This window comes from Rickettsia endosymbiont of Oedothorax gibbosus, from assembly GCF_936269705.1.
GTDB lineage: Bacteria > Pseudomonadota > Alphaproteobacteria > Rickettsiales > Rickettsiaceae > Tisiphia.
The window spans coordinates 116,310-138,980 of record NZ_OW370493.1; the positions used below are offsets into that span (position 1 = coordinate 116,310).

Genomic DNA, 22,671 nt, shown 5'->3' on the forward strand with positions numbered 1-22,671 from the left:
GAAATTTTTGTTGCGTCCTAGCTAAAATAGTAGTACAAGCCGTTTTGTTAGGATATGTGAAGGATATCTAAGTAAAAGCTTGAACGATGGGATAATGGTTGCATCTTTGTCATTCGCGTTCGTCCCTTTGTTATTCGTGCTTAGGTGCGGAATCTAAGCCCCCGCATCAAAGCAGGGGTGACATCTGACTTTTTTGTCATATATGGACGAGTGAATTTGTCAACAAAGAAAATTTTTGATCCATTCCCAAACTTGTTCCATTGCATTAAGTTCCGGTGCATAGGGCGGAAGCGGTATCAAAGTGATATTGCTTGGCACAGTTAGTTTTTTGGCTGTGTGCCAACCTGCATTATCCGTTAGTAAAGCTATATGTCGGTTGCCTTGAATACTGCGAGAAAGCTCTTCTAAGAATTTATTCATTGCCTGTGTGTTTGCATATGGTAAAATTAATGCAAAAGCTTCTCCTGTATCATGGCAAGCAGCTCCATAAATATATGTTGAAATGAATTGCTGTTGCCGAACTTTACGGGGTCTAGTGCCACGCTTAGCCCATATACGAGTTAAGCTACCTTGTTGCCCAACTCGAGTTTCATCCTGAGACCATATATCAACTTTACATCTATCGATATTTTTTGGTAATAATTTTGTTAACATGTCTGGGAAGTTTTTTTATATGTATTTTGAGTCTCTTGATTTGACTTTGGATGCATTGAACGAGAAGTAATCCAGCTAAAACCAAGGCGGTGCATAGTATTGTAGACTGTTTTTAAAGCGCATTTAGCACCATATTCCTCAAGTAACATGATATGTAGCTCCTTTCCAGTTATATACCCACCAGTTTTACTTTCACTGAGCGTATTGATTTTATCAAAAAGAGCAGACTCTTGTATAGTGTTAATCTTCCTAGGGGCGCCGCTTCTTTGTGATTCAAATAATCCTTCAAAACCATGATTCCTAAATCTTCTGAGCCATGATTGCACAGTTTTCCAGTGTGACTTCACTATTTCAGATATGGCTTTTAAAGATTTGCCTAATTGAAGGTGATACATCGCCAATAAACGTATACGATTTCGACCATGCGGCTCATGTTTCATCATTTTTATAAAATCATGACCATGAAAACCTTGTGGTAATATTAACCTAGCCATTTGAGTACCTTTATCAGTTAAAAACCCATTTTACACCACTGTGTTAATTATTGCAATTGGTATCACACTGGAAAACTGTGCAATCATGGCTCAGAAGATTTAGGAATCATGGTTTTGAAGGATTATTTGAATCACAAAGAAGCGGCACCCCTAGGAAGATTAACACTATACAAGAGTCTGCTCTTTTTGATAAAATCAATACGCTCAGTGAAAGTAAAACTGGTGGGTATATAACTGGAAAGGAGCTACATATCATGTTACTTGAGGAATATGGTGCTAAATGCGCTTTAAAAACAGTCTACAATACTATGCACCGCCTTGGTTTTAGCTGGATTACTTCTCGTTCAATGCATCCAAAGTCAAATCAAGAGACTCAAAATACATATAAAAAAACTTCCCAGACATGTTAACAAAATTATTACCAAAAAATATCGATAGATGTAAAGTTGATATATGGTCTCAGGATGAAACTCGAGTTGGGCAACAAGGTAGCTTAACTCGTATATGGGCTAAGCGTGGCACTAGACCCCGTAAAGTTCGGCAACAGCAATTCATTTCAACATATATTTATGGAGCTGCTTGCCATGATACAGGAGAAGCTTTTGCATTAATTTTACCATATGCAAACACACAGGCAATGAATAAATTCTTAGAAGAGCTTTCTCGCAGTATTCAAGGCAACCGACATATAGCTTTACTAACGGATAATGCAGGTTGGCACACAGCCAAAAAACTAACTGTGCCAAGCAATATCACTTTGATACCGCTTCCGCCCTATGCACCGGAACTTAATGCAATGGAACAAGTTTGGGAATGGATCAAAAATCATTTCTTGTCTAACCAATGTTATGGTGTATATGAAGATATCGTCACTATGGCTTGTTACGCTTGGAATCAATTTGCTCATAATGTAGATTTAGTAAAATCAATTATGTATAGAGACTGGATAAACACACCGTGTTAATTATTGCAATTGGTATAAGTTATTGGATATTAGCAGGTCAACCTATTACTATCAACCTACTGGTATTAGTGAACAAGATATCAAGATTATGGCAATAATTGATGAGACCTATACTATGCATCCATATTATGGTATGCGGCGGATGGCTAAATATTTACAAGCCCAAGGTTTTTCGGTAGGTCGTAAAGCTGTTAGACGTTACTACAAGATAATGGGTCTTGAAGCTGTTTATCCTAAAATAAATTTAAGCAAGAGGAATCAAGCGCATAAAATATATCCTTATTTACTAAAAGGATTAGAAATAGTATTGCCAAACCAGGTTTGGAGTGCAGATATAACGTATATAAGACTGAGCCAAGGGTTCGTATATTTAGTAGCTATTATTGACTGGTATAGTCGTTATATTCTAAGTTGGCGAATCTCCATTAGTTTGGAAAGTGAATTTTGTGTAACAGCCCTTGAAGACGCTATAACGTCAGTTCGGGATAAGATATAGATGAAATAGTAATAGATAAAAGGATTGTCAAAAAGGAGTGCCTGCAGTATTTATATTTTTAAACAAAAAAACAAACTACAGGCATGAAAAAAGATATCACAGAATTATATAGTTTTATAGATGATTTTTGTAAAATTTATTTGGAGTATGAACAGAGAAAGTTATTACCATCAAATAAGCAAAGAAATCGCTGTTGTAGCATGAGTCTAAGTGAAATGTTAACAATAATAATTATGTTTCATACATCCTATGCTAAGAATTTTAAATTTTTCTATAAAAGTTATATAGAGTGCATGCATAAGGATGATTTTCCCAAAGCCTTGAGTTATAATAGATTTGTTGAATTAATGGCACGATTATTCATACCGCTAAATATGTTGATTCATTTGTTGTTTGGTGAGGAAACAGGTATTTATTTTATTGACTCTACAACGATTAAAGCTTGTCACAATAAAAGGCGTTATAGCAATAAAGTTTTTAAAGGATTAGCCAAACATAGTAAATCCTCTATGGGGTATTTTTATGGTTTTAAATTACATGTAATAATCAATAATAAAGGGGAGTTTATGGCATTAAAAGTGACCAAAGGCAATGTAGATGATAGGGTTCCAGTACCGGAGTTAACAAAAAGATTAACTGGAATTATAGCAGCTGATAAAGGTTATATTAAGCAAAATTTGTTCTTAAATTTATATGAAAGAGGCTTAAAAATGATTCATGGAATTAAGAAGAATATGGAAAATAAATTAATGGATTTGAAAGAAAAAATCTTACTTCGAAAGCGTAACTTAATTGAAACAGTTTTTGATTATCTAAAAAATAAAATGAACCTTGAACATACTAGACATAGATCACCAATAAATGCCTTTGTCCATATATTATCTACTCTTGTTGCTTACTCATTAAAGAAAAATAAACCTTCAACAAAATTTGATTTTAATCTACATGTTCACAATATCCTTATCCCGAATTGACGTAATACAGAAGCTCCTGAAGATTATAAAATTAAGGTTATTCAGAAAAAATACCTAAATAATCTTGTAGAACAAGATCATAGGTTTATCAAAAAACGTACAAAGCCAATGCTTGGTTTTAAGAGTTTTCATTCTGCAGAAATGACTATTACCGGTATAGAAAATGTTCGTATGATTCAAAAAAGACAAATAATTGGAGCTAATGATAATCTTTCTACTTTTGAGAATTTTGCTATGTTAATGGCATCATAATGTCCAAAATATAAGTTGTAACAATTTTGGTATAGCATAATTTATAGATGCGACAGAACCATTTCTCTATGTATCTATAATGTCATATTTGGAATTGCTGGTTTCGTCCTGATTATTTTATGTAGTTGATATAAGATTATTATTAACTAGAATCATATAAGAGATAGTAATTAAATATTCAGTTTATATGTTTTCTTCAATTGATTTAATAATTTTTTTTGGATTTCTAGCTGTCAATACACTCGTAGGTATTTTCGCTGGAAAAGAAAATACTACAATCGCGGATTATGCCCTTGGAGATAGAAAATTTAGCACAGGAGATATTGCAGGTACATTAATTGCTACTTGGATTGGTGCTGGTTTTTTCTTATTTAGCATATCAAAAATTTATACATCTGCTCTCCCGTTTATTTTTATAATGATTGCTAACGGATTAATGCTTTTGCTTTTATCTGTATTTTATATACCTAGGATGAAAAGTTTTTTAGGTAATTTGTCTATAGCCTCCACCATGGGAAATTTATATGGTAAACATGTACAAGTGCTTTCTGCAATAGCAGCAATATGTTTGGCTATCGGTTATGTTGGGCTGCAAATTAAAGTATTATCAAATCTTGTATCTTGGATGACAGGGGCAGAAGGTATTTATATAATATTACTGTGTAGTATTATTGTAATAATATATTCAGCCTTTGGTGGAATAAAAGCCGTTGTTTATACGGATTTAGTACAGTTTTTTACCTTTGGTGTATTTGTTCCAGTAATAGCCTTTATTTTATGGAATTCACTTGATAATAGCCAAGTAGTCTATGATGTTGTGTCCTCAGAAAAATTCCTAGATTATAATTATTTATTTAGTTTGAGTTGGGTTAGCATCTTTATATGGTTCATTCTACCTGCTATGGATCCAAGCATTTTTCAAAGAATTTTAATGGCAAAAAACACGCGTCAAGCATCTAGAGCTTTTGCTATAGCTTCCGTTGCCTGTGTTACAATAATTATTTTCTCCTCTTGGCTTGCAATACTCGCTCGTGCCACAGGTGAGGATCTAGATCCAGATAATATTATTAATTATATACTCCATAATTACTCATATAAGGGTCTTATAGGTTTAACAGCGGCTGGTATTGCTGCCATGGTTATGTCTACAGTAGATTCCTATATTAATACATCCGCTGTCTTATTTAGTGAAGATATATGCAAGACGTTTGGAATTAAGTTGAAAAATGAATTAACCATCGCAAAATCTTTCTCAGTTTTAGCAGGAATAGTTGGAGTTTTTATTGCATTATCCGGTAATAACCTTTTTGACATTACCTTGTTTATAGCAAATTTTTATGTGCCAATTGTTACAGCACCAATGACACTAGCTATATTTGGTTTTAGGTCTACACGTCAATTCGGGATAAGGATATTGTGAACATGTAGATTAAAATCAAATTTTGTTGAAGGTTTATTTTTCTTTAATGAGTAAGCAACAAGAGTAGATAATATATGGACAAAGGCATTTATTGGTGATCTATGTCTAGTATGTTCAAGGTTCATTTTATTTTTTAGATAATCAAAAACTGTTTCAATTAAGTTACGCTTTCGAAGTAAGATTTTTTCTTTCAAATCCATTAATTTATTTTCCATATTCTTCTTAATTCCATGAATCATTTTTAAGCCTCTTTCATATAAATTTAAGAACAAATTTTGCTTAATATAACCTTTATCAGCTGCTATAATTCCAGTTAATCTTTTTGTTAACTCCGGTACTGGAACCCTATCATCTACATTGCCTTTGGTCACTTTTAATGCCATAAACTCCCCTTTATTATTGATTATTACATGTAATTTAAAACCATAAAAATACCCCATAGAGGATTTACTATGTTTGGCTAATCCTTTAAAAACTTTATTGCTATAACGCCTTTTATTGTGACAAGCTTTAATCGTTGTAGAGTCAATAAAATAAATACCTGTTTCCTCACCAAACAACAAATGAATCAACATATTTAGCGGTATGAATAATCGTGCCATTAATTCAACAAATCTATTATAACTCAAGGCTTTGGGAAAATCATCCTTATGCATGCACTCTATATAACTTTTATAGAAAAATTTAAAATTCTTAGCATAGGATGTATGAAACATAATTATTATTGTTAACATTTCACTTAGACTCATGCTACAACAGCGATTTCTTTGCTTATTTGATGGTAATAACTTTCTCTGTTCATACTCCAAATAAATTTTACAAAAATCATCTATAAAACTATATAATTCTGTGATATCTTTTTTCATGCCTGTAGTTTGTTTTTTTGTTTAAAAATATAAATACTGCAGGCACTCCTTTTTGACAATCCTTTTATCTATTACTATTTCATCTATATCTTATCCCGAACTGACGTAAGATATAAAAATATGGTATGCCAAAAATATTTAATACTGATCAAGGAGTACAATTTACCTCGGAGAATTTTATTAGTATGCTAAAGCTACATAATATCTTGATTAGTATGGATGGTAAGGGACGAGCCTTAGATAATATTTTTATTGAACGTTTTTGGCGATCATTAAAACAGGAAAAAATTTATCGGATTATTTTAACAACAGTAAAGGAGGCAAAGACAGCAATTAACGAATATATGGACTTTTATAATAGACAAAGGATGCATCAAGCTTTGGATTATAAAACTCCAGAATGTGTATATTTTGAAAAAAATATTGTATAAAAACAACAATTTAATTTTTGTGAATTATATCTCTATTTATCTAAATTTTTGTCTAGACAAAGGGGACCACCTTAGGTTTTGTCTCTATTCTTTCATGCAATATTCAGGTTAGTGTCACCCTGCTTCGGTGCGGGGTCTAGATTCCCGCCTACGCGGGAATGATGGTATGGACGAGTGAAGCGAAATATGCTTTACTTGTACGGAGTCAGCTGAAAAATAGTTTTCAGCTGCTCCAAATTAAATAATAATTTAATTAATAGGTCCATACCATGATAAATAATAGCATAAAAAATACTATAATAGGAATAGATTTAGCAAAAAATAGTATGCACTTGGTGCAAGTCGATCAAAATGGCAAAAAAATAGGTTATCAAAAAGTTACAAGAGATGAGTTAATAGCCTATTTAAGCAATCTCGATAAAAGTTCATTGGTAGCTATGGAAGCATGTGGAGGAGCTAATTATTGGTCACAGGAAATTGCTAAGCTTGGTTTGCAAGTCAAACTAATGAAAACAAAAGATGTAAAAGTTTATGCTACATCGAAACAGAAAAATGATTATAACGATGCGTTAGCAATATGCAAAGCGGCTCGTGATCCAGAATTAAAAACTGTGCTGCCAAAAAGCAAAGAGGAACAAGATATAAAATTTTTGCATAAAATTAGAAGTAATACGATCAGAGATCGTGTGCAAAAAACTAATTCTACAATATCAAGTTTATGTGAATATGGCTATAATATAAAATTAAGTAAAAATAAATTTTGCAAATCATGTAGGCTGGAGGTAGAGTTAGCGTATAGTAAAGGTTATATAAATTCTGGGATACGGTCAATTTTACTTTTAGAATGTAAAGAAATTGAGGATTTATGTGACAAAGAGAAAACTTTAGAAAAGCTGATTATCAGCAATAATAAGCAAAGTGAGAAAGCTACTAGGTTGCAGACAATTTTTGGCATTGGAGCAATCAATGCTAGTTGTTTGAGTGTAGCCCCAATGGAAAGTTATCCAACCCCGAGGGATTTTGCTGCTTCGCTTGGTTTGGTACCAAAGCAACATAGCTCAGGAGATAAGATAGTTTTAGGAGGGATTACCAAACAGGGAGATAGATATGCCAGAACTATGTTGATTCAAGCCGCAAGGACAATAGCAATAAGAGCAAAAAGTGGTAAGGAATCAAAGATAAACTAGTGCAGTGGGCAGTGAAGAAACTTGCTGAAAATAAATCATATAATATTATATGTGTTGGTTTAGCAAATAAGTTAGCAAGGATTGCTTATGCAGTAGTCACCAATGGTAGCGAATATGTTGCAAATTAGTTTAGTTGAGAAAAAAGAAGAAACTATGTCAACTAAATAAAAATTGGTAATTGATAAATATTGCGAGTAAAGAATAGTAACAATAAAGAGAACGAAAGTTAAAGAGTTAATGAATAAGTATTCTGAATAAAATCCGTAATTATGTCGAGGCTCTAGAAGCCGTGGGAATGAGAGGTCACTCAAGGATATTTATAAGAATGCAGAAACCATTATGGCACTCGATGCCGAATATATGACCGCTTCCTTTGTGGCTCTATTTTTTTATTTTCTTTGTTGACAAATTCACTCGTCCATATAAGACAAAGGGGACCACCTTAGGTTTTGTCTCTATTCTTTCATGCAATATTCAGGTTAGTGTCACCCTGCTTCGGTGCGGGGTCTAGATTCCCGCCTACGCGGGAAAGACAAAGGGGACCACCTTAGGTTTTGTCTCTATTCTTTCATGCAATATTCAGGTTAGTGTCACCCTGCTTCGGTGCGGGGTCTAGATTCCCGCCTACGCGGGAAAGACAAAGGGGACCACCTTAGGTTTTGTCTCTATTCTTTCATGCAATATTCAGGTTAGTGTCACCCTGCTTCGGTGCGGGGTCTAGATTCCCGCCTACGCGGGAATGATGGTATGGACGAGTGAAGCGAAATATGCTTTACTTGTACGGAGTCAGCTGAAAAATAGTTTTCAGCTGCTCCAAATTAAATAATAATTTAATTAATAGGTCCATACCATGATAAATAATAGCATAAAAAATACTATAATAGGAATAGATTTAGCAAAAAATAGTATGCACTTGGTGCAAGTCGATCAAAATGGCAAAAAAATAGGTTATCAAAAAGTTACAAGAGATGAGTTAATAGCCTATTTAAGCAATCTCGATAAAAGTTCATTGGTAGCTATGGAAGCATGTGGAGGAGCTAATTATTGGTCACAGGAAATTGCTAAGCTTGGTTTGCAAGTCAAACTAATGAAAACAAAAGATGTAAAAGTTTATGCTACATCGAAACAGAAAAATGATTATAACGATGCGTTAGCAATATGCAAAGCGGCTCGTGATCCAGAATTAAAAACTGTGCTGCCAAAAAGCAAAGAGGAACAAGATATAAAATTTTTGCATAAAATTAGAAGTAATACGATCAGAGATCGTGTGCAAAAAACTAATTCTACAATATCAAGTTTATGTGAATATGGCTATAATACAAAATTAAGTAAAAATAAATTTTGCAAATCATGTAGGCTGGAGGTAGAGTTAGCGTATAGTAAAGGTTATATAAATTCTGGGATACGGTCAATTTTACTTTTAGAATGTAAAGAAATTGAGGATTTATGTGACAAAGAGAAAACTTTAGAAAAGCTGATTATCAGCAATAATAAGCAAAGTGAGAAAGCTACTAGGTTGCAGACAATTTTTGGCATTGGAGCAATCAATGCTAGTTGTTTGAGTGTAGCCCCAATGGAAAGTTATCCAACCCCGAGGGATTTTGCTGCTTCGCTTGGTTTGGTACCAAAGCAACATAGCTCAGGAGATAAGATAGTTTTAGGAGGGATTACCAAACAGGGAGATAGATATGCCAGAACTATGTTGATTCAAGCCGCAAGGACAATAGCAATAAGAGCAAAAAGTGGTAAGGAATCAAAGATAAACTAGTGCAGTGGGCAGTGAAGAAACTTGCTGAAAATAAATCATATAATATTATATGTGTTGGTTTAGCAAATAAGTTAGCAAGGATTGCTTATGCAGTAGTCACCAATGGTAGCGAATATGTTGCAAATTAGTTTAGTTGAGAAAAAAGAAGAAACTATGTCAACTAAATAAAAATTGGTAATTGATAAATATTGCGAGTAAAGAATAGTAACAATAAAGAGAACGAAAGTTAAAGAGTTAATGAATAAGTATTCTGAATAAAATCCGTAATTATGTCGAGGCTCTAGAAGCCGTGGGAATGAGAGGTCACTCAAGGATATTTATAAGAATGCAGAAACCATTATGGCACTCGATGCCGAATATATGACCGCTTCCTTTGTGGCTCTATTTTTTTTATTTTCTTTGTTGACAAATTCACTCGTCCATATATGACAAATTTTGCGTTTTATGACTTTTAATGCCATGCGTAAGGCGAGATACTAATTATAGCCATCTTCTGTACTTAACCAAACTGAATATTACACAAATAATTTTCTAAAATAATATCTTTTGTTATTAGTGGCACTAAATATTTATGCTATATTATTTTATAACTGATATAGAATAAAATTTTATGAAAAATATTGAGAAAAAATGGCAAAGAATTTGGCTTGAGGAAAAAGCTTTTGCCGCAAAAGACAACAGTGATAAGCCTAAATATTACGTACTTGAAATGTTACCTTATCCTTCTGGGAAAATTCATGTTGGACATTTACGTAACTATTCTATTGGAGATTGTATCGCTCGTTTTATGAAATCACGAGGCTATAACGTATTGCATCCCATGGGTTGGGATGCTTTCGGTTTGCCAGCAGAAAATGCTGCCATTAATAATAACTCTAATCCTAAAGACTGGACTTATTCAAATATCGCAACTATGCGAGATCAGCTAAAATCAATTGGCTTTTCATATGATTGGTCGAGAGAAATAACAACTTGTGATCCAGATTATTATAAGCATGAACAAAAATTCTTTTTAGAACTTTATAATAGAGGTTTAGCCTATCAAAAAGAATCTTTAGTAAATTGGGATCCTGTTGATAATACTGTTTTAGCTAATGAACAAGTAGTAGATGGTCGTGGATGGCGTTCAGGTGCTTTAGTTGAAAAAAAATATTTAAAACAATGGTTTTTAAAAATTACTAATTACGCTGAAGAGCTATTAAATGAAATTTTAAAACTGGAATTTTGGCCTGATTCTGTTAAATCTATGCAGGAAAAATGGATAGGTAAATCGGAAGGAGCAAATTTTACTTTTAAAATTAAAGATCATCAAGCTAATATAGAAGTATTCTCTACTCGACCAGAAACTATTTTTGGAGCAAGTTTTGTTGCAATAGCCTATAATCACCCAATAATTGGGCAATTGGTGAATAAAAATAACGATATGGTGTTGTTTATTGAAAAATGTTCACAATTACACACTAATGCTGCAGTAGATAAAGCTGAAAAAGAAGGGGTGTATACTAACCTTTTTGCCATTCACCCATTTGATTCGACAATTATTATTCCTGTCATAATAACAAATTTCGTACTAATGGATTATGGTACTGGGACGGTTTTTGGATGTCCAGCTCATGATGAAAGAGATCATGCATTAGCAAAGAAAATGGGCTTGCCAATAAAGCAGGTAGTAATTAACAAAGATGTTCAAATGGACGTATACTCGGAGCCTTACACGGGTGATGGTATGATGATCAACTCAGACTTTTTGAATGATCTTGCTGTTCAGGATGCTAAACAAAAATCTATAGAAGAATTTGAAAAACGTGGTTTAGGAAAACGTACTATTAACTACCGTCTGAAGGATTGGGGAGTGTCTAGACAAAGATATTGGGGCTGTCCTATCCCAATAATATATTGCTCAGTTTGTGGAACTGTGCCAGTAGCTGAAAAAGACTTACCAATAACTCTACCAAGCGATGTTACATTTTATGGAAATGGCAACCCTCTTGATTTGCATCCTACTTGGAAAGATACTAATTGCCCAAAATGCCAAAAACAAGCTATTCGAGAGACTGATACGTTAGATACATTCTTTGAGTCTTCTTGGTATTTCACCCGTTATTGTAACGTGGCAGCAAAAGATATAACCGATAAGCAAGCATGTGATTATTGGTTACCTGTTGATCAGTATATTGGTGGAATTGAACATGCAGTAATGCATCTTCTTTATTCCAGATTTTTTACCAAAGTAATGAACGAACAAGATTATCTTAGTATTCGCGAACCTTTTAATAATTTGCTAACTCAGGGTATGGTTCTACATGCTACTTATAAAGATGCTAATAATAATTGGCTTTACCCAGATGAGGTAATAAAACAGTCTGATAAGTGGATTAATAAAAATACTGGAGAAAAAGTAGTTCAAGGACGAATAGAAAAAATGAGTAAATCCAAAAAGAATGTCGTGGATTTAGAATCAATATTGACCAACCATAGTGCTGATGCTATTAGGCTATTTGTCCTCTCCGATAGCCCGCCAGAGAAAGATTTTGAATGGTCGGCAAATGGTCTTGAAGGCTGTTCTCGTTTTATTAGTAAGCTAGAAAATATGGCAGAAATACTAATTAATAGTGAAATAACGGAAGGTTCTAGTAATAAATCAAATAAATTAACAAAGCTTACCCACTACACTATCAAACATGTTACCGAAGAATTAAAGGATTTTAAGCTAAATAAAGCCATAGCAAGAATGCGGGAACTATTTAATGCTTTGTCAGATGAAATATCTAAGGGCAAGGAAGGCAATATTGATAGTAGACCTCTTGCAAAACTCGCTTATGCTGAGGAATTTGAAGGAGACGCTTCACCTCGAACCGCAGCGTACTCAAATGTACGTGAGGATTCGAGTACCGCATCGACGTACAAATTACCAGCAGAAGTAGAGTTTTGCAAGAGGTCTAGTGTTAAAGAGGGGTTTACAGTCTTGATTATGTTACTTAACCCATTTATTCCACATATTACAGAGGAAATTTGGCAAAAATTAGGTAGTAAGGAAAGATTATATCAAACTTCCTGGCCTTCTTTCGATGAATCATTGCTGGAGCTAGAATCTTATACCATGGCTATCCAAGTTAATGGCAAACTGAGAGCTACACAAGAATTTGCCAACGTAACGAGCAATATTGAGATTCAGAATATGGTAATGCAATTACCCGAGATACAAAAACATTTAAGCGGCAAAGAGCCTAAGAAAATTATCATAATACCCTCGAAAATAGTAAATATCGTGGTGTGAGACTATTAAGTTACAAATATAATGAATAATCAAAAGTTTTACAACCAAACCCTCAGTACATGACAAAAAGATTAACGAGAAAAGAGTAGATAACGCTTGATCAAAGCCCTATTACTTATGTTATTCAGACTTAAGGAGAGGGAGAATGATTTCAGCGTTATCACAACTATTACTCGATAATCAAGTTTTTTTGCAGATTTGAATAAAATATAGGACAATGGTTGTCATCCCTGCTTCAGTGCGGGATCTAAAAATGCCCTGAGGTATTATAGATTCCGCACCGAAGCGGGAATGATGGTATGGACGAGTGAAGCGAAATATGCTTTACTTGTACGGAGTCAGCTGAAAAATAGTTTTCAGCTGCTCCAAATTAAATAATAATTTAATTAATAGGTCCATACCATGATAAATAATAGCATAAAAAATACTATAATAGGAATAGATTTAGCAAAAAATAGTATGCACTTGGTGCAAGTCGATCAAAATGGCAAAAAAATAGGTTATCAAAAAGTTACAAGAGATGAGTTAATAGCCTATTTAAGCAATCTCGATAAAAGTTCATTGGTAGCTATGGAAGCATGTGGAGGAGCTAATTATTGGTCACAGGAAATTGCTAAGCTTGGTTTGCAAGTCAAACTAATGAAAACAAAAGATGTAAAAGTTTATGCTACATCGAAACAGAAAAATGATTATAACGATGCGTTAGCAATATGCAAAGCGGCTCGTGATCCAGAATTAAAAACTGTGCTGCCAAAAAGCAAAGAGGAACAAGATATAAAATTTTTGCATAAAATTAGAAGTAATACGATCAGAGATCGTGTGCAAAAAACTAATTCTACAATATCAAGTTTATGTGAATATGGCTATAATATAAAATTAAGTAAAAATAAATTTTGCAAATCATGTAGGCTGGAGGTAGAGTTAGCGTATAGTAAAGGTTATATAAATTCTGGGATACGGTCAATTTTACTTTTAGAATGTAAAGAAATTGAGGATTTATGTGACAAAGAGAAAACTTTAGAAAAGCTGATTATCAGCAATAATAAGCAAAGTGAGAAAGCTTAAGGTGGTCCCCTTTGTCTAGACAAAAATTTAGATAAATAGAGATATAATTCACAAAAGAGTCTGTCCTATAGTTTGTGTAAGTTGCAAAGAAAGCAGTAAGAGATTACTGTAAAAAAAGTAACTTAAGCAAGCAAGGAGGAATTATGGCTAAAAAATTAGATACAGATAAAGATACATTAAACATCAGTAATCAGCTAGTAGAAGAATTATTATCAAAAGCAGATCCATCGGAGTTATTTGGTCGAGATGGTTTATTTCAACAGCTAAAGAAGCAAATAGTTGATAAAATATTAGCAAGTGAGTTGGATCATGAATTAGGATATTCAAAACATAGCAAGATGGCAAAAGTAGATAATAATAGTCGTAATGGTAGCTATGAGAAGACAGTAATTGATGGGGATGGTCGTAAGCTGACAGTAGAAGTACCAAGAGATCGGGAAGGAGAGTATAATCCTCAATTAATACCAAAAGGGCTGAGGAGATTTAATGGATTTGATGAGAAAGTGATATCCCTTTATGGTCGCGGTATGACAGTCAGCGAGATCCGAGGGCATTTAGAAGAAATATATCAAACTGATGTATCTGGTGACTTGATATCCACCATAACAGATGGGGTAATAGAAGAAGTAACTAGGTGGCAAAATCGTTGTTTAGATAGGGTGTATCCAATATTATACTTGGACTGTATCTATGTAAAATCTAGAGACAATCACATAGTAATAAATAAAGCAGTATATTTAGCACTTGCTGTAAATATAGAAGGGAAAAAGGAGTTACTTGGCATTTGGATAGGCAAAAATGAAGGTGCTAAATTTTGGATGCAAGTAGTTACTGAGTTAAAGAATCGAGGAATTGAACAAATTTATGTTGCTTGTGTGGGGTTTAAAGGGCTTTCCAGAAGCTATAAGCAGTGTATTCCCGAGTACTATAGTACAATTATGTATTGTACATATGGTTCGCAATTCAGTAAAGTATGTGTCATATAAAGATTTAAAAGAGGTCACATCAGATCTAAAACAAATTTATACAGCTAATAATGACGAAATGGCACGTTTAAAACTTCAGCAATTTGGTGTAAAATGGGATAAAAAATATCCGGTAATTTCTGATATTTGGCAACGTAATTGGTCTGGGATAATACCGTTTTTTGCCTTTCCTGAAGAGAACAGAAAGGTAATTTATACTACTAACACTATAGAATCTGTAAATCGTCAAATTAGAAAAATTATCAAAAATAAGGGGGTGTTTCCAGATGATAAGTCAATTCAAAAAATAATATTTTTATCCCTACAAAATGCAGCCAAAAAATGGACCATGCCTATTAAAGATTGGTCTTTAGCTTTAAATCAATTTGAAATACTTTGTGGAGATTTTAAATATGATTTATTGGAAAATAAAAAATGAACTTACACAAATTAAATGATTGACTCAACTAAGGTGGTCCCCTTTGTCTAGACAAAAATTTAGATAAATAGAGATATAATTCACAAAAATTAAATTGTTGTTTTTATACAATATTTTTTTCAAAATATACACATTCTGGAGTTTTATAATCCAAAGCTTGATGTATCCTTTGTCTATTATAAAAGTCCATATATTCGTTAATTGCTGTCTTTGCCTCCTTTACTGTTGTTAGAATAATCCGATAAATTTTTTCCTGTTTTAATGATCGCTAAAAACGTTCAATAAAAATATTATCTAAGGCTCGTCCCTTACCATCCATACTAATCAAAATATTATGTAGCTTTAGCATACTAATAAAATTCTCCGAGGTAAATTGTACTCCTTGATCAGTATTAAATATTTTTGGCATACCATATTTTTCTATAGCGTCTTCAAGGGCTGTTACACAAAATTCACTTTCCAAACTAATGGAGATTCGCCAACTTAGAATATAACGACTATACCAGTCAATAATAGCTACTAAATATACGAACCCTTGGCTCAGTCTTATATACGTTATATCTGCACTCCAAACCTGGTTTGGCAATACTATTTCTAATCCTTTTAGTAAATAAGGATATATTTTATGCGCTTGATTCCTCTTGCTTAAATTTATTTTAGGATAAACAGCTTCAAGACCCATTATCTTGTAGTAACGTCTAACAGCTTTACGACCTACCGAAAAACCTTGGGCTTGTAAATATTTAGCCATCCGCCGCATACCATAATATGGATGCATAGTATAGGTCTCATCAATTATTGCCATAATCTTGATATCTTGTTCACTAATACCAGTAGGTTGATAGTAATAGGTTGACCTGCTAATATCCAATAACTTACACTGTTGTACAATTGTTAACTTATTATGATTAGGCTCTATCATATTATACCAATTGCAATAATTAACACGGTGTGTTTATCCAGTCTCTATACATAATTGATTTTACTAAATCTACATTATGAGCAAATTGATTCCAAGCGTAACAAGCCATAGTGACGATATCTTCATATACACCATAACATTGGTTAGACAAGAAATGATTTTTGATCCATTCCCAAACTTGTTCCATTGCATTAAGTTCCGGTGCATAGGGCGGAAGCGGTATCAAAGTGATATTGCTTGGCACAGTTAGTTTTTTGGCTGTGTGCCAACCTGCATTATCCGTTAGTAAAGCTATATGTCGGTTGCCTTGAATACTGCGAGAAAGCTCTTCTAAGAATTTATTCATTGCCTGTGTGTTTGCATATGGTAAAATTAATGCAAAAGCTTCTCCTGTATCATGGCAAGCAGCTCCATAAATATATGTTGAAATGAATTGCTGTTGCCGAACTTTACGGGGTCTAGTGCCACGCTTAGCCCATATACGAGTTAAGCTACCTTGTTGCCCAACTCGAGTTTCATCCTGAGACCATATATCAACTTTACATCTATCGATATTTTTTGGTAATAATTTTGTTAACATGTCTGGGAAGTTTTTTTATATGTATTTTGAGTCTCTTGATTTGACTTTGGATGCATTGAACGAGAAGTAATCCAGCTAAAACCAAGGCGGTGCATAGTATTGTAGACTGTTTTTAAAGCGCATTTAGCACCATATTCCTCAAGTAACATGATATGTAGCTCCTTTCCAGTTATATACCCACCAGTTTTACTTTCACTGAGCGTATTGATTTTATCAAAAAGAGCAGACTCTTGTATAGTGTTAATCTTCCTAGGGGCGCCGCTTCTTTGTGATTCAAATAATCCTTCAAAACCATGATTCCTAAATCTTCTGAGCCATGATTGCACAGTTTTCCAGTGTGACTTCACTATTTCAGATATGGCTTTTAAAGATTTGCCTAATTGAAGGTGATACATCGCCAATAAACGTATACGATTTCGACCATGCGGCTCATGTTTCATCATTTTTATAAAATCATGACCATGAAAACCTTGTGGTAATATTAACCTAGCCATTTGAGTACCTTTATCAGTTAAAAACCCATTTTACACCACTGCGTTAATTATTGCAATTGGTATTACACCTAACCTTTAATTCCAAACAATGCAGATTTTTTTTTGAGCCAGTCACACTCAACGCTTAACTGACCAATTTGCTCATATAGATTCTTGATTAACCCCTGCTGATTTGGATCAGCACTCTGTGTTTTATTCTTAAAACCTTGTACTAACAACTCAAGACCTTGTTTTTTCCAGTTACTGATCTGTGTTGCATGAACACCATACTTACTGGTTATCTGGGCTATTGTTAGCTCTCCCTTAATTGCTTCTATGACAATTTTGGCTTTCTCCTCAGCACTATATTGCCTTACTTGTTTTTTCATCTCTAGCTCTCCTTGTTTGCTAAAGAATTCTATCTCATTTTTCTTATTTTTCTGTCCAAAATATTGGAACCATTATAATTTGTACTTTTCTGTAATTTTTAAATTGCCACGGAGTTATGCGTAAGGTAAGTAAATTATCAATTTTATTATGCTTTACTACGATGCAAGCCTTGCATATCAAGGTTCTTATGAATTTTTTAATCCAGAATTCGGGTTAATAGATAAAAATCTTTTATATTGACCTATCAGTGGATACTTATATAATGCACGCTTTCAATAAGCATAAAATTATAATGAATAAATTAGCAAAAATATTATCTACTATTTATATAGGTTCCTTGTTTTTTACCAATGCTCAGGCAGATGATGTTAATCTTGAGGCTGATCAGAGTTTTTTTTATATTGGGACGGAAGCCGGAATAGTACAGCCGGTGGTAAAAAAATTTCGCCATGATTCGGGTACTGACTTTACCTTAAAAAGGTCTAAGATGTATAGCGGTAAGATTGGTTACAGCTTTTATCCGCAAATGGCTATTGAGTTTTCAGCAACACATCATTCACAATACCGGCTAAATTATGTTTTACCCAAACAAGAGGTTGCCGGTTTAATTGTACCACAAACTGCAGGTGCCACTAAGATAATTTCCAATTTATATATGCTTAATATTGTATATGATTTTGACAAAATTAAAGAAATGACTCCTTTTGTCATATTAGGTGCTGGAATTGCTCAGGTAAAAGTTAGTTCCGCTTCTTCTCGCTGGAAATTAATGGATGTAGAATATTTTGAAATTAGAACCACTGATAGTAATTATTTTGCTTGGCAAGTAGGTCTTGGGCTTTCTAAGGATTTATCTAGTAATTTTAGCGTTGATATAGCAGTAAAATTACAAGCTGCTCATTCCATAAAGATTAATTATGATACTTTGGATATGCAAACTCAGAAATTTATCCCAGCAATTCCTATCAAAAAAACCATAGGGGTTGGAGAATTTGGTATAGGATTTACTTATAAATTACCAATTTAATGTAAAAAGACTATTAGTGCATGAAACTTTTTAGTATATAATACATTTAAATTTTAGTGTGGAGAACATATGACTGCTAATTTAGAGCTTGCCTCAACATCTCAGAATACATACGATGAATTGCCTTATGAGAGTTATTCATATGCCTTAACATCCCCGTACCATCTACAAACACTTGCTGTGTTATTTGGTATGCAATCACCAGCAGTTGAGACTGCAAGGGTTTTAGAGTTAGGGTGTGCTGCAGGTGGTAATTTAATACCTCATGCTGTTAATTATCCTAAAGCACATTTTGTTGGAGTTGATCTATCTAAAGTACAAATAGATGAAGCTAATAAACATAAAGAAGGATTAGAACTTAAAAATATAGAATTCCGACATTATTCTATTATGGATATTGATGAATCATTTGGTAAATTTGATTATATAATTTGTCATGGAGTAATCTCTTGGGTGCCAAAAATTGTCCAGGATAAGATTTTTGAGATAGGTAATAAAAATTTATCAGATAACGGCGTCATGTATATTAGTTATAATACACTACCTGGCTGGAATATGATTCGTACTATAAGAGATATGATGCTTTATCACTCAAATGCCTTTAATAACATTCAAGATAAAATTACTCAATCTAGGTTATTACTTGAATTCGTTAATGATAGTTTGGAATCTTCTAAATCGCCTTATTCTCAAGTGTTACAAAATGAAGCTAGTTTGCTTGCCAAACAAAATGACCATTATTTGCGTCATGACCATTTAGAAGAAGATAATGTACAATATTATTTTTATGAATTTATGGATGAGGCTAAAAAAAATAATTTACAGTATTTGTCTGATTGTAATATTTCCACCATGTATCTAGGAAATATGCCGGCAAAAGTGGTAGAGAAATTACAAGCAATAAATGATATTGTTAGAATAGAACAATATATGGACTTCATTACCAATCGTCGATTTAGGTCAACCTTACTTTGTCACAATAATATTAAATTAAATAGAGCTATCAAAAATGAGGATATTACTAAATTTAATATGACATTTAATATAGTGCCAGAAAAGCCTCTTGTTGATATAGACCTTAATTCATCTGAAGTCGCCAAGTTTTTTCATAATGGTAATAAGGATAATAATTTATCAACATCTTCTCCTTATATGAAAGCGATACTCTATACTTTCTCTGAGAATATCAATAATCCGATGAGTTTTGATAAAATTGCTGTTAGTAGTAATAAAAAACTGCAAGGAGCAAAACTGAATGAAATAAAGGCTGAATTTTTAGCTAATGCCATGAAGTTAGTGTTGCAAGGATATATTAATATCACCTTACAGAATAATAGGAAAGAAGTAAATCTTGATAAACCTAAAGCATCAAAGCTTATTTCATATCAGGTAACTCATACATCTAATATGTGGGTAACAAACCAAAGATATGAAGTGGTAGCTATTAATCTTTTTGAGAAGTTTGCTCTACGATATATGAACGGTAATAATGACCACAAGCAAATCATTGAACTTGTTATGCAGCATGTTACTTCTGGTGAGATGACCTTAAGCCGAGATGGTAATAAAATAGAGAATATTGATGAAGTCAATAAAGAATTAACATCATTCTTGCCGCCTACATTAACTAAGTTTGTGGCTAATGCTTTGCTGATTTAATTGTCATATATGGACGAGTGAATTTGTCAACAAAGAAAATAAAAAAATAGAGCCACAAAGGAAGCGGTCATATATTCGGCATCGAGTGCCATAATGGTTTCTGCATTCTTATAAATATCCTTGAGTGACCTCTCATTCCCACGGCTTCTAGAGCCTCGACATAATTACGGATTTTATTCAGAATACTTATTCATTAACTCTTTAACTTTCGTTCTCTTTATTGTTACTATTCTTTACTCGCAATATTTATCAATTACCAATTTTTATTTAGTTGACATAGTTTCTTCTTTTTTCTCAACTAAACTAATTTGCAACATATTCGCTACCATTGGTGACTACGGAAGTGTAATATAGTGAGTTGACATTGTTATAAAAAGGCGATACAATAATGTCATTATTAGCAACTATGAGTAATAGGATGACAACAAGAAGATATAGAATAATATATGAATCGTATGATCATAAGCAACCCACTACAACAATTTCAAGAGTAGAAGTACTTAATGGCGAGCTTAACGAACCAAGTAATTGTCTAGATTTTTCCATAGGTTTGGATAATCAAATTGCTTTAATTCAAGGAGTACAGGATATAGTTTTGCAGGAAAAGATTCAATTAATCCATAAACTAACAAAAGTTACTTGCCCTAAGTGTAAAATTAAAATGCATAAGACTGGTGTAAATAAATCTACTTTTCACGATGTTTTCACTGATCATAACATTGTAATACAGAGATTTAAATGCCATAATTGCGGATATGAAACGCACTCTACCGTCCGCACGTTATTGCAGGGAGTAATTTCTGGTGATTTAAAAAAAATACAAGCTACACTAGGTGCTACACATAGTTTTAGAGAAGGAGAGAAATTATTTGAATTATTTTCTGGTAAAGATCGGCAAATTAATAATCATAATCGTATTAAACAAGTTACAGAATCAGTTGGCAATGCTATTGAAGATATCAATGCTGATGAGAAGGAAATGCTCATTACTGAAGATGCTGTTGAACTAATATTAAATGTAGATGGAGGACATATAAAGACAACAGAGGATCAACGTAGTATGGAGGCTATGGTGGCTGTAGTTTACAAACCAGAATCTATAAAATCAAATAGTCAAGATACCAGGAATTATATTATAAGTAAGAATTGTGCAGCGTCAATTAAGGATGATCGTCAAAAACAAATTATAAGTTCTACTATTATTGCAGCATTGAAACAAGGCTTAAGCCCAAAAACACATATTACCGCACTATGTGATGGGGCGGCAAATTGCTGGAATATAGCAAAGGCACTAGAGCCTTTGTGTGCTAAAATAACTTATATTTTAGATTGGTTTCATTTGGGTATGAAATTTGAGAATATATCGTTACCAAAAAGGCTAAAAGAAGATCTGATGCATATCAAGTGGCATTTATGGAGAGGAGATGTGGAGAAGGCGATGATAAGATTTAAAGAAATATTAGCACTGACAAAAGAAGAACAGCATCATGATAGGATTAAAAAATTATCCCAATATGTTGATAATAATAAAGATAAAATTGTGGATTACTCAACAAGGAAGGATCAAGGGCTGATCTTTACTAGTAATCTTGCTGAATCAACTGTTGAGAGTTTAATCAATCAAAGATGTAAAGGGCAGCAACACATGAGATGGTCTAGAGAGGGGTTAAATCCTATTTTGCAATTAAGATCTATAATCCATAGTAATGATTGGTCTAGCAAATGGAAAACTGCGGTACTAAATGCTGCTTAATAATTCACTATATTACACTTCCGTTTGTATTTGTTTCTAATGCCTTTACACCAATCATTAACTTTCTTTAACTTGGTGCTTATCCTTTTTCCACTGCTCTTTAACTTAGGTATTATTCTACCATTCCTAGACTTTCCCAGATAAAAGGTAAATCCTAGAAAATCAAAGGACTCCTGTTTTATGCCTCGAGACAACTGGTTCTTTGAAAATCTGACCAATTTGGTCTTTTCTTCATTAAGTTTAAGTTTGTACTTTTCAAGTCGTTTCACAAGAACTACTTTAATCTTCTTTGCATCCTCTTCATATCTACAGCATATCACTGCATCGTCACAGTAGCGAAATAATTCTACCGTACCACTGCAATGCTGGGTTACTACTTTTTTAATCCATTCATCTAGTACATAGTGAGCAAATATATTCGCAAGTATGGGGCTTACAATACTTCCTGCAATTACCCCTTCTTCTAGGATAGTTAACTCTCCATCAGATAATACTCCCGCCTTAAACATACGGATTAAATACCTAATTAGCCTCTCATCCTGAACCTTCTCCCGTAATATTTCGATCAATATCTTCCTATCCAATGTACCAAAAAAAGTTCGCTAAGTCTAAGTC

The 22,671-nt window shown here is 33.4% G+C and carries 21 protein-coding genes and 6 pseudogenes; 18 read left to right on the plus strand and 9 right to left on the minus strand.

The features are described 5' to 3' along the window. Positions 1–219 precede the first annotated feature (219 nt). On the minus strand, positions 220–654 hold the full coding sequence (locus tag NBW66_RS00625) for an IS630 family transposase (RefSeq protein ID WP_250311437.1): 435 nt from the start codon (positions 652–654) through the stop codon (positions 220–222). Next, complete coding sequence (locus tag NBW66_RS00630) at positions 648–1,148, minus strand: helix-turn-helix domain-containing protein (protein WP_250310542.1); 501 nt, start codon at positions 1,146–1,148, stop codon at positions 648–650. The genes NBW66_RS00625 and NBW66_RS00630 overlap by 7 nt, the downstream gene beginning before the upstream one ends. 50 nt (positions 1,149–1,198) lie before the next feature. Between NBW66_RS00630 and NBW66_RS00635 the strand changes: the two genes are divergently transcribed. From NBW66_RS00635 to NBW66_RS00660, 7 genes and pseudogenes are all read left to right on the plus strand, one after another. Then, the gene (locus tag NBW66_RS00635; protein ID WP_250311438.1) at positions 1,199–1,558 is read left to right on the plus strand and encodes a winged helix-turn-helix domain-containing protein; all 360 of its coding nucleotides are present in this window, start codon (positions 1,199–1,201) and stop codon (positions 1,556–1,558) included. Next, on the plus strand, positions 1,552–2,112 hold the full coding sequence (locus tag NBW66_RS00640) for an IS630 family transposase (protein ID WP_250310543.1): 561 nt from the start codon (positions 1,552–1,554) through the stop codon (positions 2,110–2,112). Before NBW66_RS00635 ends, NBW66_RS00640 begins: the two co-directional genes overlap by 7 nt. Before the next feature lie 88 nt (positions 2,113–2,200). Next, a pseudogene (locus NBW66_RS14810) lies at positions 2,201–2,338 on the plus strand (IS3 family transposase); the annotation flags it as partial. Positions 2,339–2,374: 36 nt separating this feature from the next. Next, a pseudogene (locus NBW66_RS14815) lies at positions 2,375–2,584 on the plus strand (DDE-type integrase/transposase/recombinase); the annotation flags it as partial. Positions 2,585–2,691: 107 nt separating this feature from the next. Beyond that, positions 2,692–3,582 carry an IS982 family transposase gene (locus tag NBW66_RS00650; RefSeq protein WP_250310582.1) on the plus strand — a complete coding sequence of 297 codons (891 nt, stop codon included), beginning with the start codon at positions 2,692–2,694 and terminating at the stop codon, positions 3,580–3,582. A gap of 3 nt (positions 3,583–3,585) precedes the next feature. Further along, positions 3,586–3,834: pseudogene (locus NBW66_RS00655) on the plus strand (DDE-type integrase/transposase/recombinase); the annotation flags it as partial. A 187-nt stretch (positions 3,835–4,021) separates the two neighbouring features. Further along, a complete protein-coding gene (locus NBW66_RS00660; protein WP_250311440.1) occupies positions 4,022–5,254 on the plus strand; it encodes a sodium:solute symporter family protein in 1,233 nt (410 codons plus the stop codon). Here the strand turns inward: NBW66_RS00660 and NBW66_RS00665 are convergent. Beyond that, a complete protein-coding gene (locus NBW66_RS00665) occupies positions 5,230–6,120 on the minus strand; it encodes an IS982 family transposase (RefSeq protein ID WP_250310582.1) in 891 nt (296 codons plus the stop codon). The two genes, NBW66_RS00660 and NBW66_RS00665, sit on opposite strands and share 25 nt — an antisense overlap. A gap of 125 nt (positions 6,121–6,245) precedes the next feature. On the opposite strand from NBW66_RS00665, the gene NBW66_RS00670 reads away from it, so the two are divergent. From NBW66_RS00670 to NBW66_RS00695, 8 genes and pseudogenes are all read left to right on the plus strand, one after another. Next, positions 6,246–6,551 carry an integrase core domain-containing protein gene (locus tag NBW66_RS00670; protein ID WP_250311441.1) on the plus strand — a complete coding sequence of 102 codons (306 nt, stop codon included), beginning with the start codon at positions 6,246–6,248 and terminating at the stop codon, positions 6,549–6,551. Between the two features lie 269 nt (positions 6,552–6,820). Further along, entirely contained in the window at positions 6,821–7,738 is a 918-nt protein-coding gene (locus tag NBW66_RS00675; protein WP_250311442.1) for an IS110 family RNA-guided transposase, read from the plus strand. Next, entirely contained in the window at positions 7,738–7,866 is a 129-nt protein-coding gene (locus NBW66_RS14340) for a hypothetical protein (RefSeq protein ID WP_284346678.1), read from the plus strand. The genes NBW66_RS00675 and NBW66_RS14340 overlap by 1 nt, the downstream gene beginning before the upstream one ends. A 722-nt stretch (positions 7,867–8,588) precedes the next feature. Further along, positions 8,589–9,506 carry an IS110 family RNA-guided transposase gene (locus NBW66_RS00680; RefSeq protein WP_250311443.1) on the plus strand — a complete coding sequence of 306 codons (918 nt, stop codon included), beginning with the start codon at positions 8,589–8,591 and terminating at the stop codon, positions 9,504–9,506. Next, complete coding sequence (locus tag NBW66_RS14345) at positions 9,506–9,634, plus strand: hypothetical protein (RefSeq protein WP_284346678.1); 129 nt, start codon at positions 9,506–9,508, stop codon at positions 9,632–9,634. The genes NBW66_RS00680 and NBW66_RS14345 overlap by 1 nt, the downstream gene beginning before the upstream one ends. Before the next feature lie 482 nt (positions 9,635–10,116). Beyond that, complete coding sequence (leuS, locus tag NBW66_RS00685) at positions 10,117–12,783, plus strand: leucine--tRNA ligase (protein ID WP_250311444.1); 2,667 nt, start codon at positions 10,117–10,119, stop codon at positions 12,781–12,783. 402 nt (positions 12,784–13,185) lie between these two features. Continuing rightward, complete coding sequence (locus NBW66_RS00690) at positions 13,186–13,848, plus strand: IS110 family transposase (protein ID WP_250311445.1); 663 nt, start codon at positions 13,186–13,188, stop codon at positions 13,846–13,848. Positions 13,849–13,991: 143 nt separating this feature from the next. Further along, positions 13,992–15,252: pseudogene (locus NBW66_RS00695) on the plus strand (IS256 family transposase). A 103-nt stretch (positions 15,253–15,355) separates the two neighbouring features. Here the strand turns inward: NBW66_RS00695 and NBW66_RS14820 are convergent. The 5 genes and pseudogenes from NBW66_RS14820 to NBW66_RS00715 form a co-directional block, all read right to left on the minus strand. Continuing rightward, positions 15,356–15,505: pseudogene (locus NBW66_RS14820) on the minus strand (IS3 family transposase); the annotation flags it as partial. A 15-nt stretch (positions 15,506–15,520) separates the two neighbouring features. Further along, positions 15,521–16,174, minus strand: a complete 654-nt coding sequence (locus tag NBW66_RS00700; RefSeq protein ID WP_250311446.1) for an IS3 family transposase — start codon at positions 16,172–16,174, stop codon at positions 15,521–15,523. A 19-nt stretch (positions 16,175–16,193) separates the two neighbouring features. Continuing rightward, complete coding sequence (locus tag NBW66_RS00705; RefSeq protein ID WP_250310543.1) at positions 16,194–16,754, minus strand: IS630 family transposase; 561 nt, start codon at positions 16,752–16,754, stop codon at positions 16,194–16,196. Further along, entirely contained in the window at positions 16,748–17,248 is a 501-nt protein-coding gene (locus tag NBW66_RS00710) for a helix-turn-helix domain-containing protein (protein ID WP_250310542.1), read from the minus strand. Before NBW66_RS00710 ends, NBW66_RS00705 begins: the two co-directional genes overlap by 7 nt. 68 nt (positions 17,249–17,316) lie before the next feature. Continuing rightward, positions 17,317–17,616: a transposase gene (locus tag NBW66_RS00715; protein ID WP_094649795.1), complete on the minus strand. Its 300-nt coding sequence runs from the start codon at positions 17,614–17,616 to the stop codon at positions 17,317–17,319. 293 nt (positions 17,617–17,909) lie between these two features. Between NBW66_RS00715 and NBW66_RS00720 the strand changes: the two genes are divergently transcribed. From NBW66_RS00720 to NBW66_RS00730, 3 genes and pseudogenes are all read left to right on the plus strand, one after another. Further along, on the plus strand, positions 17,910–18,644 hold the full coding sequence (locus NBW66_RS00720) for an outer membrane beta-barrel protein (RefSeq protein ID WP_250311447.1): 735 nt from the start codon (positions 17,910–17,912) through the stop codon (positions 18,642–18,644). 90 nt (positions 18,645–18,734) lie between these two features. Beyond that, positions 18,735–20,303: pseudogene (locus NBW66_RS00725) on the plus strand (methyltransferase regulatory domain-containing protein); the annotation flags it as partial. 388 nt (positions 20,304–20,691) lie between these two features. Then, on the plus strand, positions 20,692–22,056 hold the full coding sequence (locus tag NBW66_RS00730; RefSeq protein ID WP_250311117.1) for a UPF0236 family transposase-like protein: 1,365 nt from the start codon (positions 20,692–20,694) through the stop codon (positions 22,054–22,056). Here the strand turns inward: NBW66_RS00730 and NBW66_RS00735 are convergent. After that, the gene (locus NBW66_RS00735) at positions 22,053–22,640 is read right to left on the minus strand and encodes a reverse transcriptase domain-containing protein (RefSeq protein ID WP_348539283.1); all 588 of its coding nucleotides are present in this window, start codon (positions 22,638–22,640) and stop codon (positions 22,053–22,055) included. The two genes, NBW66_RS00730 and NBW66_RS00735, sit on opposite strands and share 4 nt — an antisense overlap. Positions 22,641–22,671: the final 31 nt, after the last annotated feature.

Excerpts from the sequence above, each read along its gene's own strand:
- NBW66_RS00625 (WP_250311437.1), bottom strand. The coding sequence starts at position 654 with ATGTTAACAAAATTATTACCAAAAAATATCGATAGATGTAAAGTTGAT.
- NBW66_RS00630 (WP_250310542.1), bottom strand. The coding sequence starts at position 1,148 with ATGGCTAGGTTAATATTACCACAAGGTTTTCATGGTCATGATTTTATA.
- NBW66_RS00640 (WP_250310543.1), top strand. The coding sequence starts at position 1,552 with ATGTTAACAAAATTATTACCAAAAAATATCGATAGATGTAAAGTTGAT.
- NBW66_RS00650 (WP_250310582.1), top strand. The coding sequence starts at position 2,692 with ATGAAAAAAGATATCACAGAATTATATAGTTTTATAGATGATTTTTGT.
- NBW66_RS00660 (WP_250311440.1), top strand. The coding sequence starts at position 4,022 with ATGTTTTCTTCAATTGATTTAATAATTTTTTTTGGATTTCTAGCTGTC.
- NBW66_RS00665 (WP_250310582.1), bottom strand. The coding sequence starts at position 6,120 with ATGAAAAAAGATATCACAGAATTATATAGTTTTATAGATGATTTTTGT.
- NBW66_RS00670 (WP_250311441.1), top strand. The coding sequence starts at position 6,246 with ATGCCAAAAATATTTAATACTGATCAAGGAGTACAATTTACCTCGGAG.
- NBW66_RS00675 (WP_250311442.1), top strand. The coding sequence starts at position 6,821 with ATGATAAATAATAGCATAAAAAATACTATAATAGGAATAGATTTAGCA.
- NBW66_RS00680 (WP_250311443.1), top strand. The coding sequence starts at position 8,589 with ATGATAAATAATAGCATAAAAAATACTATAATAGGAATAGATTTAGCA.
- leuS (WP_250311444.1), top strand. The coding sequence starts at position 10,117 with ATGAAAAATATTGAGAAAAAATGGCAAAGAATTTGGCTTGAGGAAAAA.
- NBW66_RS00690 (WP_250311445.1), top strand. The coding sequence starts at position 13,186 with ATGATAAATAATAGCATAAAAAATACTATAATAGGAATAGATTTAGCA.
- NBW66_RS00700 (WP_250311446.1), bottom strand. The coding sequence starts at position 16,174 with ATGATAGAGCCTAATCATAATAAGTTAACAATTGTACAACAGTGTAAG.
- NBW66_RS00705 (WP_250310543.1), bottom strand. The coding sequence starts at position 16,754 with ATGTTAACAAAATTATTACCAAAAAATATCGATAGATGTAAAGTTGAT.
- NBW66_RS00710 (WP_250310542.1), bottom strand. The coding sequence starts at position 17,248 with ATGGCTAGGTTAATATTACCACAAGGTTTTCATGGTCATGATTTTATA.
- NBW66_RS00715 (WP_094649795.1), bottom strand. The coding sequence starts at position 17,616 with ATGAAAAAACAAGTAAGGCAATATAGTGCTGAGGAGAAAGCCAAAATT.
- NBW66_RS00720 (WP_250311447.1), top strand. The coding sequence starts at position 17,910 with ATGAATAAATTAGCAAAAATATTATCTACTATTTATATAGGTTCCTTG.
- NBW66_RS00730 (WP_250311117.1), top strand. The coding sequence starts at position 20,692 with ATGTCATTATTAGCAACTATGAGTAATAGGATGACAACAAGAAGATAT.